We start from the raw sequence: 15109 nt of genomic DNA, 5'->3' as shown, positions 1-15109 counted from the left end.
GTTTTTATGAACCCAATACAAGCAGCAAAAGTTGAACGTGATGAAGGCTATTGGACCCATCCAGATTTGCCTGAATGGGATGAAGGTACTCCAAGAGCAGAATGTGAGGCATGGGCTGCAGCAAATGGAGGTGAATTTGTTGTTATTTGGTTTGAGTCTGACGCCGATGAAGATCTGATTGAGCGTTATTTCGATGATGGCGACATCGATATCAGTGATTGGAACCCAGTTTGCGACAAAGCCGGATCATTCTTACTGAGTATTCACGATACAGAAGATGGCCCAGTTGCCCTGTTCTTCGCGCCGATGGAGAAGGAGGCAGCATGAAATTACCACAAGCTTTAGCCATGGCCGCAAGCCATAAACTAACCATTTTATTACCAATGAAAATGGGCTTTTTTATAACCATTCGTAATGCACAAGACTTTTATGCAAAGCCATCAATCAATGAAGAGTTGATGAATAAATATCAGATCAATGGATTAGATACCTTCGAATGCAACATTGTTGAAATCGATTTAAAAGGCAAGAAGGCGATAAGGGAAATTCAGAAAAACTGGCTTCAATGGGCAGTGACAGAGCAAGACATAAACAACCCGAATTTTCTCGTGATGTGAGGATTTATGAAGCAATCAAAAGTAATCCGTGATGCCTTGCGGAAATGGTACAAGGCACCCAAAGAAACCTCAGGAAGCTGTCAACATTTCCTGAAAAAATTAGCAGAAGATTTAGCAAAGGAAGGTAAGTGATGACAACTAAACGCAGAGTGTTTTTAGACGGCAACGGCTCAAGACAAATCAATGTTGAAGGTCTTGGTGCTTATGTTCCTGCCACCGATCTACTCGATGTTAAACAAAAGCTAGGTACTGAGATTCAGCAATTGAAAGACCAAGTAAACGCAATGCAGTTGGAACAATCAACGCATATCGATGATATCGGCATCGACAGATTCACCAATGCTATGCGCCTAAAAATGGCCTATGCCAGATCAAAAGGTCGCAGCGGTTGGAATGATCAAGCGCTGTGCTCAGGCGATCAATTAGCTGCGGCATTGGTTGAACATTTAAGCAAAGGTAACGATGGCACATTTGAAGATGTTGCCAACTTCGCCATGATGCTGCACCAGCGTAAGGAGTCACCAAGGCTGTTGATTGATGAGCTTGAATCAATCAAAGCAAGTGTAGTGAGTGAATTAGCATTAGTGCTTATTGAAGCATCCGATAATGCTGGCGCTAACGGATATCTAGAAGAAGCACAAGCCATGGCTGATGCGTCAGAACTTATCAGCGCTCACGCTCTGCAAGTAATGAAAATCAAAGACGCGGAGGCAGCATGAGCTTAGATATGGAAGATTTCACGTTAGATATGATCATCGCGCAGGCTAAAGCCGCACAGCTTAAGAAAGAGGCCAATACCGAAAAGCTGCCAGCTTTATTCGACAAAACGCTAGATGCACTGGTTTCGGCCTGTGAAAAGCTCGAAGCAATCACCGCAGAACGCGACCAGCTAGCGGCGTATGTTGAACGCTTTAATAAAACAATGGCTGATCTTAGTGTTGATGCAGATGATTCGGATGATGACCCAATCCCATGTTCTTTGTGGGAATTATTTGAAGTCACTCCAAAACAATGCCTTAACCATGTCCGTGCCAAGGCAGTAATGAACTTTGCTGAATTACCCCGTGATGTTTATCTAAGTGGCACCGTCACTGCTGAACTAACCGTTTATGACGTTTATCAGTTGGCACGTTACCACCTTAAAGCTAACTATGGCTATGACACACAGCCATGGGATGACGATGACGCAACAACAGCGCGTAATGCATTAAATGAGCTGAGCGCCAAGGCTATCGAATCAATTGACCCTGTTAACTTTGTTTCAATAGCTTTGCGACACACAACGGTCAGCGGTGATTTTGACTATCAAGATATTAAGGATGCTTTTAACTTTCTGGCGGCTGAACATCGCCAAGCGGCTAATGGAGGTGAGTGATGGATAAAATTAATTTTTGTAAGCGCCGAGCAAAGCAGATTAAAGCCGATTATCCAGATTGCGCTTATATGAAACGATTAGATATAGCAGCTAAAGAAATGGGATTTGAAAATTTTACCAAACTTCAAAATAAATATAGTAATAAGGATGGTGACTAATGTTTGAATTCACTGAAGATAAAAAAAGTTTAAGGCCTAGATATATTGGCACAATCAAACATAACGGCATTAGAAGATCGTTAATGGTGTTGATGACCTTGCCCACTATTTTCGCGGTTATTTCTTTAAATGCTTTCGGCTTCTTGGTTCATATTATCATGGCATTTTGGAAGCTGATTATACTTGGTACGTTCAAGACTTTTGCTGGTATGTTTCAGGCTAAAACATGGGAAGTATGGCATAAGCCAAGGCAGGTTAAGCATGAAGATGAATGACAGACTTAACCTAGCTATCGCAGAGAACACAGAACTTAAAGCCAGAATTACCGAGCTTGAGCAACAAGTGACAATCCTGAGTAAGCGCCCTGAGTTTGATCTATCAACTGTTCAAGGCCGTGAGCAAGCCGTGATTGCTCGATTAGATAGGATGGGGATTAAATGAATAGCATATCCGAACTGTACTTATCAGGCATGAGCATTGAAGAAGTTTCAGCAGAAACTGGAATATCTATGTGGATAGTCCGTAGTACATTGCGGAAACAGGGTATTAGCAGACCACGTAAGTTAGCGATCAGCATGTCAAAACGTAAAGAGACGCGCAATGATGGCTATCTCGACAAGTTAGAAAAGAAAGAGTCAGCGCTATACATCAAAGCAAACCAGTTGTTTAAACCGCTTTCTAGGTCGCATTAAAACCAAATGAACAAAAGGGCCAAACGGCCCTTTTATTTTATCTCATTTTTAAGCTGCTCAATTTGTCTATCGATAGATGAAACCAACGTGTCGGCCTCTTGCGCTGCAGCGACTTGTTCCTGAGCTAAGCTTTGTTGCCAGGTTGCACCGGCTAAGTTGTTATTCGCATACTGCCGACTTTCACGAAGATTACGTAAGCGCTGGTCACGCGCAGCAATCACCCGCTTACGATCACCCTCAAGCCGAGTGATCTCTCGGGCAATACGTTGCTTCTCAATATAGGTACTGATTTCATTTTTCTTATCAGAAGTAGCGTTTGAACCCACGCTTGATTGAGAAATGCTGTCACTGCTTTTAATAAAGCTACCGACGCCACTTAAATCAACTGGCTGACTGTTTTCATCGCAAGGATCTGCTTGATACTTTCCATCAGCACATTTATAGACTTCGGCAAAGGCCGAAAAAGTAGGACAGACCGTTAACATCACCGCCAGTATTATTAAAGTTTTTCTATCCATAGATCACCTCAATGTTGATAAACAGTAGATTACGCTTTCAGGTATCCAAAACCAACCAAAAAAAAGTGAGGTATCCAATAGGCATCCACGCAAATATTTTATTAATATTTATCAATCAACTAGCTTAAAATCCGTTCAATCCAACATAGGCGCCACGCTAAACGTTCTATCGATTGAATTACGGCCTAAGCCTTGGTGTGTTGGGGTTTTATCTAAATTCATTGGCTACCGACTAAATGATATTTTTGCTAATTTTTGCATCTTCTGCATTGTTCGGGGAACCTATCGTGATCCACTATGGATTGGACTGGGTGCCCCAAAATGGCATTTTACGTTATAAGCTCAAGAGCAAACGCTGATGGTATACCGCGCTATAAATGCACGGTCAAAAGGCAGGGTAGTTTACAGCGATCATCGCAGGTTTACAAAGCAAGTACCTGCCGATACTAGAGGTAAGCTGCGCGTATCGGAATTGCAGAGTAATTGCATACCGGAACCGCTCAAATATGCAGTGCCTGTGCGCGAACTTATTCAGCATTATATTGATGATCCACATATTGTACTGGCGTGCACCAAACAGTTTGTTCTGCGGTTGCCCGCTAATTGTAAAATGGGTAAAGGGTGCCGAAAATGGTCAAGCATCAATGGGCTTCCCCTATAGTGTCAGCTTTATGCTGAACCTAATCACGGGTTGCTTGCATATACATTTTAGTCAGCAATGATTACGCCATTCCAACTAGATTCCCATCAGACTTAGCTAATACTACAAGCTAATTAGCATGCACAAGTGTTGACTTAAAATAAAAAAGAAACCACTAAATACCTAGCCAACCCTTTCGAAATAATGACTCCAAATAACTTATACCCAATGATTAACCGAATTAATCACTCAATTCAGCTGATTCATACTCGCGACAATACTTGCGTTGCCTCAAAACAGGCGGAATATGGTTCGCCGATAACCAAAGAATAAAAGCGGATGCGTAAACATCCGCTTTCTATCATATTGATATCATTATTAATCAACTGATGGGCAATTACCCTAAACGGCGGCGCAGCTCACGGGTCGCATCGACCATGTTTTTCAAGGCGGGTTCGACTTCATCCCAAGTACGGGTTTTTAGGCCACAATCTGGGTTGACCCACAGCTGACGTACGGGCACTTTCTGCGCCGCTTTCTCGATTAAGTGCACCATAGCCTCAACACTTGGGGTGTTTGGCGAGTGAATGTCGTACACACCGGGACCGATTTCATTGGGATACTCAAAATCTTCAAAGGCGTTGAGTAACTCCATCCGTGAACGCGAAGTCTCGATAGTAATCACATCGGCATCCATGGCAGCAATCGCGGCAATCGTATCGTTAAACTCGCTGTAACACATGTGGGTGTGGATTTGAGTCTCATCAATCACCCCAGCAGCGCTGAGTTTAAAGGCATTGACCGCCCAATCTAAGTAGGCTTGCCACTCACTATGTTTCAATGGCAGACCTTCACGGAAGGCGGGCTCATCGATTTGAATAATGCCAATGCCCGCATTTTGTAAATCCACCACTTCGTCACGGATCGCCAACGCCAGCTGAGTCGCAATCACATCGCGGCCGATATCTTCACGGGCGAATGACCAATGCAGAATCGTCACAGGGCCAGTCAACATGCCTTTAACAGGCTTGTCGGTGAGACTTTGGGCAAACTCGGCCCAATCGACCGTCATCGCCTTTGGACGACTAACATCACCATAGATCAACGGCGGCTTAACACAGCGTGAACCATAACTTTGCACCCAACCATTTTTGGTAAAGCCAACGCCCGCAAGCTGCTCACCAAAGTATTCCACCATATCGTTACGTTCAGCTTCACCGTGTACTAGCACATCTATGCCCAACTTTAACTGGCGATCGATAGTATCGCGGGTGACTTGTTGTAATTGCTCGGTATATTGTGCATCACTCAGCTCGCCCTTGCGCCAGCGACTACGTAATCCACGGATTGCCGGTGTTTGTGGGAAGGAGCCAATGGTAGTGGTCGGCAACAGAGGTAAACGATACTTCTGTTGCTGCACTGCTTGGCGTACGCTGAAATCACTGACGCGCTCATAATCGGCAGATGTCAAGGCGGCAACGCGAGCAATCACTTGGCTGTCGGCGGCCTGCGCTTTCGCCTCGCGGCGCGCCAAACAAGTTTGCACAATCTCTTTTGCCGCTATCGATTCAGGTGCCAGTAGCAATTGGCGCACATTGGCCAGTTCGAGTAATTTCTGCTTCGCAAACGCGAGTTGTTGACGCAGCGCGGGCTCAAGCGTGGCTTCCACCTCTAAATCCACAGGGCTGTGCAGGAGTGAGCAAGAAGTACCAATCCACAAGCGATCTCCGAGATCACGGGCAACCGCGCCTATGCGTTCGGCAATCAAATCCACCTCTGCCGCCCACACGTTGCGGCCATTGACCACTCCCACCGACAAAATCTGATCTTGACCAAGCGCATTAGCAAAGATTGCCAATTGATCCGGCGCTGTAACTAAATCGACATGCACCCCCGCAACTGGCAGGGCCGATACCAGCGCCTGATGGTGAGCGATACCGCCGTAATAACTGGTAAGAAGGATCTTCACCTTCGCAGTACTGAGTGCTTGATACGCCTCAGTGATCGCCGCTTGCCATTCGCTATCCAATTCCAGTGCGAGTATTGGCTCATCGAGCTGTACCCATTGCACACCTTGAGCAGCAAAACGCGCCAAAATGTCAGCATAAGCAGTTAATAAATTGGGTAATAAGCTTAACTTATCAAAATCTTGGCCCACGGTTTTAGCAAGGTACAAGTAACTGACGGGGCCTAGTAGCACAGGTTTTGCTTTATAGCCTAAGGACTGCGCTTCGCTGACTTCATCGAAAAATTGGTCATAGGCAATCGAAAACACTTGGTTTTGACTAAGCTCAGGCACCAGATAGTGATAGTTAGTATTGAAATACTTAGTCATTTCAGAGGCTGGCGCATCTTGACCCGTTGGCGCTCTGCCGCGGGCAACACGGAATAAGGTATCGAGATCGATTACCCCTTCACCACGATGACGCTCAGGAATGGCATTTAAAGTCGCGCTTAAGGTCAGCACTTGATCATAAAAGGCAAAATCGCCTACGGGAACTTGCTCAGTACCAGCAGCAGCTTGCCACTGCCAATGGGTTCGGCGAAGTTCACTCGTCACTTCACGCAATTGCGCCTGAGTGCTCTCACCACGCCAGTATTTTTCTAAGGCAAATTTCAATTCACGACGACGCCCGATACGGGGAAACCCAAGACTATTTAATTGCATACTCTATCTTCCTTTATTTGAGAGAAGCCATATTCGGCACTTGCACCCACAAAATTTGTTTTCTCTTGGCACTTTTCAGCACTTCAGCCTTGATAAATAACAATGGGCGTCTGGACGTCTAGAAGTTTATTGTGTTAGTCTCTATCCCAGCAACAGAATTGATTTCAAGCACAACATGAGCGAAATTCACTTGGAGTGAACATGATCGAACTAAGACACCTGCGAACCTTAATGGCCCTGAAGGAAAGTGGCAGCTTAGCGGGCGCAGCCAAAAAACGTTTTGTCACTCAATCTGCCCTCTCCCATCAAATTAAGGAGTTGGAGCAAAGAATTAACTCACCCATTTTTGTGCGTAAGAGTAAACCGCTGTCATTCACCCAAGAAGGTGCACGCCTGCTGCATCTGGCCGAAGAAATTTTGCCTAAGGTGTTAGAAACCGAGACAGATTTGAAGAATGGGCTGGAAACCGAAACCAATCAGTTGCGAGTCGGCATTGAGTGCCATAGCTGTTTTCGCTGGTTAATGCCTGTGATGGAGCAATTTAGACAAGATCACCCCAGAGCTGAGTTAGATCTGTCGAGCCGTCACCTGTTCGATTCACTCAATGCCTTAGAAATGGGTGAACTGGATATCGTATTAACCTCAGATCCTGTGCCTGGGCATTCACTCGCCTATCAGCATTTGTTTGATTTTGAAGTGAAGTTAGTGGTTGCAAAAGATCATCCCTTAGCAAAAGCGGCCTATGTCACCCCTAAGCAATTGGCTCACTTGCCAATTATCAGTTATCCCGTGCCGTTAGCGCGTTTAGATATTTATCGCCACTTTTTAGAGCCTGCGGGCATAGAGGCGGGCGAGCAAAAAACCTGTGATTTAACCATGATGTTATTGCAGCGCATCGCCTGTAAAGACGGCATAACCGCACTTCCAAGTTGGTCGATCAATGAAGGACATGGACTGAGTCTCGCCACGGTAAAACTCGGCCAAGAAGGCTTAAAACGACCGCTATTTGGTGCCTATCGCCGCCACAGTGCTAACTCTGCATTGATCCAGAATTGGTTACAACTGGTGGCGAGTGAAGGTTTATCCCGCCAGCAGAAGACGAATTAAGCCTAAAAAGTGATCAAAAAAGCCTGCATGCAGGCTGTTTACTTTAAATTGAGCCATCACTAATCGAATCAAGCGACCCTTTATTGAATCCAGCCGTTATAGCGGATTCATCAATAATCCACGCATAGACAAGACACGGCGCAGGATTAACCCTGGGGAATTTGGGTTACGGGTCTGGCGCAGATTGTGGGCAATCATAAACTCTTGGCGCAGATCTTGATCGAGATCTAACGCCTCGAACGCTTCTATGGTTAAGGTTTGCTGCTGTTTATCAATCAATGACTTAATCACACTGAGATGGAAAAATTGCTCAGCACTGGCATTAAGATAAGCAAAGGCGGTGAGCGTAATAATTTGGCCGAAGACACTAAAGAGCGCTAAGGTTTGCACTTCATCGGGATCAATCTCAACGGCGTCCATATCCACCAAACTGTCTACCGCATCAATCGCAATACTTTCTGTTAATTTCCAATAACCTTGCACTAGCTTTTTATAGGGCTGCGGCAGCTCATCGAGGCGTTCTTTAAGATAGAAAGTAAAGGCATAACGGTAAATATTGACTTGGCCTAAACGGATCAACGCTTCTTTCAATGAGCGAGATTTGTGATTTGCCACCACAGCCGCCTGCGCAGAATGACTACGCATTAGCATATGTGCCGCCAATGCAGGATCACTCGAAATAATATCGATCACATTACGAATATCGCCTTCGGCAAGGATCGCTTTTTTAAGGGGAATTAAAATCCCTCTTCGGCCAATCACCTGCTCTTCATTTGCTATGATCGCCCTAACTTGAGTAAAAACTTGTTGCTCAAGATCAGTCATAAGACACTTTTCACCTGTTTATTAACAATAAGATGATTCGATTACGGCCCATATCATACCCAACATTCAAAGAATTTCAGCACTTAGTCGTAGATAGTGTAATGAAGATAACTATAAATTAATACTGTATAGATAACACGAATGATAAAACACTAAAACACTTCTTAATGCCATGTTTTAAAACATTTTTTATCATTAATGCTGTAAAATTAGCAAATACTTAAGTTAGATAACACCTCACCATTTTCACAATAATACCTACTCGACCATACTTAACCGACAGCAGATATCCTCTAGAATTGCACATAAATACAGCTATGACTACAACTCCAAAGCTGATAAAAAATAAGCGGCTAAACTAAACGCTACCTTGATAATCAAACTTTAAAAAACATCAAGAAATATCACATAACCAACTGAAATACATATGTTAATTCTTTAAAAATGACTGACATTTAAATTGATATTATATGACAATCAAATAAAACAAGTTTAAAACACCCAAAAGATCACAATTACACGCTAAAGTTATATGAAAAATTGAGCAAGTGTGACTAAAATCAACAAAAACAATCCATTTGAAAAGAAAAATCAACTTAAGTATTATACGTAGAATATAGTTTTTTGCTCAAAGCTCAGAAATAGTAAGCGTTTTGACTGTTTCAGATAAATTAACGGAGAGAAAGATGAGATACAGTAACTTTACAATTGCTTTTTTGTGCTTTTTTGTAAGTAACTCGTTCGCCATAGAATTGATAACAACAACCGAAAACCAAGCTGCAGATGAGATCAAACAAGAATTTGATATTGATAATTTGTTAATATCGGTAAATAATCGATTATCAGAGCATCAGCGAAATGAATATGATTATGATTTATTACTTACAAATATCAAGAATGAGAAAGAGAACTACAACAAAGCTATATTGGCACTACCTAATGAAATCTTAAAAGAAAATAACGCTAACAACTATTTTAAAGAAATTGAAACCTTAGTTAAAAATATTGATTCACTTGAAAAGAAATCTGTAAGTGATGAAGTTAGAAATAAAGAAAACTATCAGGACATATTAAAACAGTACGATATTATCAACAGCAAACGCATCCAGAAAATCGAACAACTGTCTTCGTTAAAAAAGAAAATTGTAAATCGAATCATAACTGAATTATCAAGTGCTGAGAATATTAAATCCATCGATTTAGAAAGTTCAATGACATGTTCTAAATTTCAATCTATAAATGATTGTTTAAAAGACACTGAAAAGTATACAGTTAAAAACACTGTCAACTCAGATCCCTTTCTTAGTGATAAAAGCGTTCTTCTGTCATATAAAGTTATTGATGCCAGCATGAATATGAATGGTGAGCTGCACTATAAAGTTAATATGACTTTTAAACCGTCATATAACAATAAAATCGAGTCTATGCTCAATGACAAACTAGGTCTGAAGTCTACAGTCGTAACACTCACTAGCAACGTTGATGCTGACTGGTATGTTGATGGAGCTAAGGTGGGCACTGGCAAGAAAATCAATTCTGAAGTCACCCTAGGTAAACATGGTATCGTCGCATTCTATAAAACAATGAAAAAATCTACGATAGAAACAATCGAAACATTAGACGCTAATCTTGTTTTTAACTATCTATTTGATGATACAGATAATCAATCAGCGCTTAAATGATAGATAATAATTAATAATTCGATTACCAGAGCGTGTTGACATTTCAAGATTAAATGTTGTTCGTTCTGGTAATTTCATGGATGTCAATAGAGACAGTTCATTATTTTAGTGAGTCCCATAACTGTAATATTTACTTATATATTCTAGTCTAAAGAGATGAGCATTAAAATCCTCGGCTAGAACAGATAATTATTATACAGATCTGATGCTATATCAAGCACACTAAATATCTAAACAAATAGTTTAACGTAAAAATAAAAAGCCGCCTTTAAATTTATTTAAAGGCGGCTAAGTTTTTTGGCAAGCAATTAGAAGCGGTAACCCAAGGTTAAGCGTATATCACGACCTCGGCCGGAGTAGTAGCCATCATACACTCCATCAACATAGTAACCAGCACTAACATAGTCTTTATCAAACAGGTTATCGATACGTAGGCTAGCAAGCCAAGCGTCACGGTTGTAGTTCAAGGCTAAATTACCGAGCACATAGCTCGCCAGCTTATCTCCTTCATTACCATTATCACCTTCAATAAAGCGATTACCCGTATAAATCGCCTCGGCAAAGACTTGGAAACTATCGGCAAAATCCATACTGACATAACCGCGCCCCGAGTGTTTAGCCACCCAAGACAACTCTTTACCATCATTCAATCCATCGGTAAATTCAGCATCGATATAGTTATATTCAAGCCCTAATTGCAAGGCTTTAGTGATTTGCCAATCCCAATCGGCACTGGTGCCGTAACGGCGTGAAGCGTCGGCATTGACGTTTGCACCGCTAAAAACACCACCAATGGGTTTAGTGGCACTTGAGTCATACACAATTTCATCTTCTAAATCGAGACGATATAGACTCACTCGCAAAGTTTGGTCGGTCAGCACCCAATCCCAACCCGCTTCATAGGAGCGGCCAGTTTGGGGTTTTAAGCCAAGTACGCCCGGCGAGGTATAGGCCTGCTCGTCAACTTTGGCGAAACGGAAGTTATCTTCCCCACGCAGATATAACCTGTGCTCGACACTTGGGCGGTAATTTAAACCTAATTCAAATGCTGTAGCATCTTCATCTAAATCAATACCTTGAGAATAAACATTGCCATCAACTAAATCATCGGTTACCCGCGCATAACGGCCACCAGCAACATAGCTTAAGGTATGGCTTAATGGCACAGTGGCCTGCACATAGACACTTTGCATTTCCTGCACATTATTGCGTTGCATAGAATCAAAATCGGCCTTACCTCGGCTAATATCTAAGCCTGTCACTAAATTCAGCTCACCCTGACGCATCCTGTAATTGGCTAGTGCTTTAGGGCTAAACATCAACAACGAACGCGTATTCTGGCTGTTCGAGCCCCAGTTTAATGAAGAGACTAAAGTATCGCTGTAGTCTACATCCGCTGCGAGCGCCCAGTTTTGGTTAAGTTGATGCTGATACCCCGTACGTGCCGCCGTGGTCATCTCATGGACATATTCTTGAGAGTTTACTGACTGACGTGGATTTTGTTTAAATTGCTCTTTCGTGAGTGAACCCGGATTTTCACGGTCATCATCGTAATAGCTGGTTTCAACGAAGAAAGCGTCAGTGGCGGTTTTATACTGAATACGCCCTAAAATGGAGCCGGTTTCATTGGCATTATGCTGGCGATAATTATCGCCTTGGTTGTAACTACCGGTAAAAAAGTAACGCCACTCCTTATTAATCGCGCCGGACAAATCACCGCGACCTTCATAGGTGTTAAAACTACCGCCCGATAACTGCACGCTACCGCCAGTATTTTCAGGGGACTTAGTAACAATGTTAATCACACCACCTACGGCTTGATCGCCATAGAGCACACCCGCACTACCGGACAAAATTTCAATGCGCTCAACGAGGTTAAGGGGAATGGCATTGAGACTCGGGGCGGCGATATCGATATTGTTAAGCCGACGGCCATCGAGCAAAATCAGCGTGTTGTTAACGGCAGTGCTGGCACTAAACCCACGCATAGCAAAGCTAGTACCGATATTATTATCGGAAATTTGAATACCGCTGCGACCCCGCAATACTTCGGTCAAGCTCGTTGCGCCGCTCATTTCAATCGCAGCAGCGTCAATCACATTCACATTGGCAGCAATATTGAGTGGCGTATTATCAGTGCGGCCAATCACGACCAGATGTTCGTCGATTTTAGCTGTGCTGGTATCATCGGCTGCCATAGCTGGCGCGATAAATGAAAAACTGCAAAGGCTGCCGATCAGCAGCGCGATTTTTGTTGGATTTGTTGCCATTTTACCTTTAACTCCTGCAAGGAAAACGGAGCATAGACGCCACGATACCGTTCATTCAGTCATAAATACTGACAGTGACTATCGTATTTTGAGATCTGCCCACCGAAATCTCAAAAACACCTTTAGGGCCGGTCTCCGGACTTAAGCTATGTTAATCCATTAAGAATAAGGATTAACGTGAGACTCACCTTTGCACATTCTATTATCGAGTCCATCTTGAACTTCGAATGGAATGCGGCAGTCTCTCACCTTTTACCGTTGCGGGGGCAGTGCCAGAATTTCACTGGCTTCCCGATTATCTCGCGGCCTGAGCACGCAAGCACCTCAGAAGGTTGACTAAAAATTTGATACATAGGGCTAGAGAAACTTCATTAATCTCTTTATACCCTATCAACTTACACTAAGCGCGAGCATTATAGACGTCTATACGGATGAAAGTCCATCAAACTCAAGTAAGCGTCTGTTGGCTATCTTAAAGAGATTTAAAAGAAACAATCACTATCACGGTGTAAATAACAGGGAAACATCCCGTTCTATCTTCGCCATGACGGCAATAGGTAAACACTATTCGCTAAACAGCCACATTTTCACTTCGGGCTTTGGTCTTTCCTTACTCAAAATGGCTTGACGCAGCTCCGAGGTTTCACATTGGGCAACAGGCGTAAAATCGAGGGGTTTAATCACGAGTGAATCGGCAACCTTTACAGGAGATTTAGCGAACATATCGGTATTCATCGACCAAGATACCCACTCACCCTTTTCACTGATCCCTACATAAGCATCATCCACTGCACCTAACCAAGTTAATCTCGGAATACGATCTATTAACTTCTCGACATTTTCTAGATTAGCTCTATAGCCTACTGGCACGACCTTACCATCAGGTCGAATAAACACAAATGAAGCTTGTCCGCTGATAATACGACTCCCTTCTTGCCAATATTGGTTGAGAATATCTTGGGCATAGTGAAAACCGTAAAGATAAGCGTAGTCAGTATCGTCGACTATGATTTGCGGTACGGCATTGTCACGCAGTAACAAGAAGCCTGTACCGACGCTGACAATACTGCTCACGCCTTGAATACCCCTTTGTTTGAGCCAATCGATACCGCAGTTAGTTTCATTACCCCAAAAGTGCGCCTCACCCGCTGGACTTAAGATGGCAAAAGCACAGCGATTGGTCGTGATACTCGCCACATCTAGTAGCGCACTGCGAATAGGATAAACATCACTACTATGCCCCCAAGTCACGACACTGCCATCCTTTTTCAAGGCAGCATAGGTACCTTGGGTATACTCGACACTCACTACATCAATGAGTTGCGGGAGCAGCTTTTTCATATTGGCTGAACTTTCAATTTGCCCCCAAATCACAGTACTGCCGTCTTTTTTAAGTGCCGTAAAACTACGTCCTTCAGCAAAGATATCGACTACATCAACAAGCTGTTCTTGCACATGCATACTATTGCCCCCTTCGGGCCCATAACCCCAAGTGTACACCCTGCCTGTAGCATCGAGCGCCGCAATCGCATTATTGTTGGCATAGAGTTTTACGATATTTGTCATACGCTTTTGTAGGATTTTGTCGAGGCTAAGCTTACCCGCATTACCCCAATACACCACAGTGCCATTCTTACGCAGCGCGGCAAAACCATCCTTAACTGGCACAATTTGGATCACATCTTTAAGTTGAGCAGTCACTTCACGACTATCTCCCCCAGTAAAGCTGTTTCCCCAAGTGATCACATCACCACTTTTGGTGATGGCTGCAACAGCCATATTATTTGCAATAATGGATTCGATTGCGGGTAAATCACAGGGAATATGGCGGTATTGCGGACTCGGTTTTTCCCTAAATTGAATCACTTTTCCATTATCAAACTGCACTAATGACTCATTGCTAGTGGCGACCAAAGCCATAGGTTTAGGATCGCTACAACCCGCTAGTTGCACGGCAACCATGCCAGTAAGGAGAGCCATTGGCCAAGTGATTGGATAGCTTTGCATTACTTATTTCCTTGTATTTGCTTGTATATGTTGCTCAATTTGTTGCGGCAATAAAACAACGCGCAATTCTAGCAGCTAATTGATAAAAAGCAGAAAAAGCTCACACTTTGCCTCTTAATTCCAATGATTGACCCGTCCTAAATAGCGTTGACACTTTTCAAACTCATTTTGGAGAGTGTAATGACTTCAACAATTAAACGAACTCAACGTGATTATTCCCTCGCTTTTAAATTGGCCGTTGTCGACCAAGTGGAAAAAGGCGAGCTAACCTATAAGCAGGCCCAAGACAAGTACGGTATTCAAGGTTGCTCCACCGTGTTAGTTTGGCTACGCAAGCATGGAAAACTGGATTGGTCCCAAGGGACACCATCTACATCAATGCGAGGACATTTAATGACTGAGCCCACCACACTGACCCCTGAACAAAAGATAAAAGCACTCGAAGCAGAACTTGAGGATACCCGCATGAAAGCCGCGTTCTTCGAAGCCATTGTCGAAAAACTCAGCACTGACTACGGGATATCCGTCGTAAAAAAGCCACGAGCGAAAC

16 protein-coding genes, 1 pseudogene and 1 riboswitch are annotated in these 15109 nt (G+C 43.3%); of the genes and pseudogenes, 12 read left to right on the top strand and 5 right to left on the bottom strand.

Annotated features, from left to right (window positions below):
- Positions 1-6 precede the first annotated feature (6 nt).
- From L2744_RS00080 to L2744_RS00045, 9 genes are read left to right on the top strand one after another with little or no spacing between them, the layout of a single operon-like run.
- Positions 7-327, top strand: a complete 321-nt coding sequence (locus L2744_RS00080) for a hypothetical protein (protein WP_173496365.1) — start codon at positions 7-9, stop codon at positions 325-327.
- Positions 324-617: a hypothetical protein gene (locus L2744_RS00075; protein ID WP_173496366.1), complete on the top strand. Its 294-nt coding sequence runs from the start codon at positions 324-326 to the stop codon at positions 615-617. The genes L2744_RS00080 and L2744_RS00075 overlap by 4 nt, the downstream gene beginning before the upstream one ends.
- Positions 618-623: 6 nt before the next feature.
- On the top strand, positions 624-749 hold the full coding sequence (locus L2744_RS21530; protein WP_259581587.1) for a hypothetical protein: 126 nt from the start codon (positions 624-626) through the stop codon (positions 747-749).
- Entirely contained in the window at positions 749-1336 is a 588-nt protein-coding gene (locus L2744_RS00070) for a hypothetical protein (protein WP_248990124.1), read from the top strand. Before L2744_RS21530 ends, L2744_RS00070 begins: the two co-directional genes overlap by 1 nt.
- Positions 1333-1992 carry a hypothetical protein gene (locus L2744_RS00065; RefSeq protein WP_248990123.1) on the top strand — a complete coding sequence of 220 codons (660 nt, stop codon included), beginning with the start codon at positions 1333-1335 and terminating at the stop codon, positions 1990-1992. The genes L2744_RS00070 and L2744_RS00065 overlap by 4 nt, the downstream gene beginning before the upstream one ends.
- Entirely contained in the window at positions 1992-2150 is a 159-nt protein-coding gene (locus L2744_RS00060; protein ID WP_248990122.1) for a hypothetical protein, read from the top strand. Before L2744_RS00065 ends, L2744_RS00060 begins: the two co-directional genes overlap by 1 nt.
- On the top strand, positions 2150-2425 hold the full coding sequence (locus L2744_RS00055; protein ID WP_248990121.1) for a hypothetical protein: 276 nt from the start codon (positions 2150-2152) through the stop codon (positions 2423-2425). The genes L2744_RS00060 and L2744_RS00055 overlap by 1 nt, the downstream gene beginning before the upstream one ends.
- Positions 2412-2591 (top strand): hypothetical protein, encoded by a 180-nt coding sequence (locus tag L2744_RS00050; RefSeq protein ID WP_248990120.1) that lies wholly within the window; start codon positions 2412-2414, stop codon positions 2589-2591. The genes L2744_RS00055 and L2744_RS00050 overlap by 14 nt, the downstream gene beginning before the upstream one ends.
- Complete coding sequence (locus L2744_RS00045; protein WP_248990119.1) at positions 2588-2842, top strand: SigE family RNA polymerase sigma factor; 255 nt, start codon at positions 2588-2590, stop codon at positions 2840-2842. Before L2744_RS00050 ends, L2744_RS00045 begins: the two co-directional genes overlap by 4 nt.
- A 32-nt stretch (positions 2843-2874) precedes the next feature.
- On the opposite strand, the gene L2744_RS00040 is transcribed toward L2744_RS00045, so the two are convergent.
- Positions 2875-3360 carry a hypothetical protein gene (locus tag L2744_RS00040; RefSeq protein ID WP_248990118.1) on the bottom strand — a complete coding sequence of 162 codons (486 nt, stop codon included), beginning with the start codon at positions 3358-3360 and terminating at the stop codon, positions 2875-2877.
- A gap of 1037 nt (positions 3361-4397) precedes the next feature.
- Positions 4398-6668: a 5-methyltetrahydropteroyltriglutamate--homocysteine S-methyltransferase gene (metE, locus tag L2744_RS00035; RefSeq protein WP_248990117.1), complete on the bottom strand. Its 2271-nt coding sequence runs from the start codon at positions 6666-6668 to the stop codon at positions 4398-4400.
- A gap of 201 nt (positions 6669-6869) precedes the next feature.
- Here metE and L2744_RS00030 point away from each other — a divergent pair, with 201 nt between their 5' ends.
- Positions 6870-7775, top strand: a complete 906-nt coding sequence (locus L2744_RS00030; RefSeq protein WP_248990116.1) for a LysR family transcriptional regulator — start codon at positions 6870-6872, stop codon at positions 7773-7775.
- 96 nt (positions 7776-7871) lie between these two features.
- On the opposite strand, the gene L2744_RS00025 is transcribed toward L2744_RS00030, so the two are convergent.
- Positions 7872-8600: an HDOD domain-containing protein gene (locus tag L2744_RS00025; protein WP_248990115.1), complete on the bottom strand. Its 729-nt coding sequence runs from the start codon at positions 8598-8600 to the stop codon at positions 7872-7874.
- Between the two features lie 686 nt (positions 8601-9286).
- On the opposite strand from L2744_RS00025, the gene L2744_RS00020 reads away from it, so the two are divergent.
- A complete protein-coding gene (locus L2744_RS00020) occupies positions 9287-10282 on the top strand; it encodes a hypothetical protein (protein ID WP_248990114.1) in 996 nt (331 codons plus the stop codon).
- A gap of 308 nt (positions 10283-10590) precedes the next feature.
- Here L2744_RS00020 and L2744_RS00015 read toward each other — a convergent pair whose 3' ends face one another.
- Together L2744_RS00015 and L2744_RS00010 are read right to left on the bottom strand one after the other, a co-directional pair.
- Positions 10591-12552: a TonB-dependent receptor gene (locus L2744_RS00015; protein ID WP_248990113.1), complete on the bottom strand. Its 1962-nt coding sequence runs from the start codon at positions 12550-12552 to the stop codon at positions 10591-10593.
- 109 nt (positions 12553-12661) lie between these two features.
- Positions 12662-12894, bottom strand: a riboswitch (cobalamin riboswitch).
- A gap of 222 nt (positions 12895-13116) precedes the next feature.
- Positions 13117-14559 (bottom strand): RCC1 domain-containing protein, encoded by a 1443-nt coding sequence (locus tag L2744_RS00010; RefSeq protein WP_248990112.1) that lies wholly within the window; start codon positions 14557-14559, stop codon positions 13117-13119.
- Between the two features lie 180 nt (positions 14560-14739).
- Between L2744_RS00010 and L2744_RS00005 the strand changes: the two are divergent.
- Positions 14740-15109 (top strand): annotated as a pseudogene (locus L2744_RS00005) (IS3 family transposase); the annotation flags it as partial.

The organism is Shewanella profunda (assembly GCF_023283765.1).
Lineage (GTDB): Bacteria > Pseudomonadota > Gammaproteobacteria > Enterobacterales > Shewanellaceae > Shewanella > Shewanella profunda.
The sequence above is the reverse complement of the archived record's forward strand: the minus strand, read 5'-3'. Positions and strand labels throughout refer to the sequence as shown.

Bases quoted from the DNA above. Each gene is read 5' to 3' on its own strand.
- L2744_RS00040 (WP_248990118.1), bottom strand. From the start codon at position 3,360: ATGGATAGAAAAACTTTAATAATACTGGCGGTGATGTTAACGGTCTGT.
- L2744_RS00070 (WP_248990124.1), top strand. From the start codon at position 749: ATGACAACTAAACGCAGAGTGTTTTTAGACGGCAACGGCTCAAGACAA.
- L2744_RS00030 (WP_248990116.1), top strand. From the start codon at position 6,870: ATGATCGAACTAAGACACCTGCGAACCTTAATGGCCCTGAAGGAAAGT.
- L2744_RS00010 (WP_248990112.1), bottom strand. From the start codon at position 14,559: ATGCAAAGCTATCCAATCACTTGGCCAATGGCTCTCCTTACTGGCATG.
- L2744_RS00045 (WP_248990119.1), top strand. From the start codon at position 2,588: ATGAATAGCATATCCGAACTGTACTTATCAGGCATGAGCATTGAAGAA.
- L2744_RS21530 (WP_259581587.1), top strand. From the start codon at position 624: ATGAAGCAATCAAAAGTAATCCGTGATGCCTTGCGGAAATGGTACAAG.
- L2744_RS00020 (WP_248990114.1), top strand. From the start codon at position 9,287: ATGAGATACAGTAACTTTACAATTGCTTTTTTGTGCTTTTTTGTAAGT.
- L2744_RS00065 (WP_248990123.1), top strand. From the start codon at position 1,333: ATGAGCTTAGATATGGAAGATTTCACGTTAGATATGATCATCGCGCAG.
- L2744_RS00080 (WP_173496365.1), top strand. From the start codon at position 7: ATGAACCCAATACAAGCAGCAAAAGTTGAACGTGATGAAGGCTATTGG.
- L2744_RS00015 (WP_248990113.1), bottom strand. From the start codon at position 12,552: ATGGCAACAAATCCAACAAAAATCGCGCTGCTGATCGGCAGCCTTTGC.
- L2744_RS00050 (WP_248990120.1), top strand. From the start codon at position 2,412: ATGAAGATGAATGACAGACTTAACCTAGCTATCGCAGAGAACACAGAA.
- L2744_RS00055 (WP_248990121.1), top strand. From the start codon at position 2,150: ATGTTTGAATTCACTGAAGATAAAAAAAGTTTAAGGCCTAGATATATT.
- metE (WP_248990117.1), bottom strand. From the start codon at position 6,668: ATGCAATTAAATAGTCTTGGGTTTCCCCGTATCGGGCGTCGTCGTGAA.
- L2744_RS00075 (WP_173496366.1), top strand. From the start codon at position 324: ATGAAATTACCACAAGCTTTAGCCATGGCCGCAAGCCATAAACTAACC.
- L2744_RS00025 (WP_248990115.1), bottom strand. From the start codon at position 8,600: ATGACTGATCTTGAGCAACAAGTTTTTACTCAAGTTAGGGCGATCATA.
- L2744_RS00060 (WP_248990122.1), top strand. From the start codon at position 1,992: ATGGATAAAATTAATTTTTGTAAGCGCCGAGCAAAGCAGATTAAAGCC.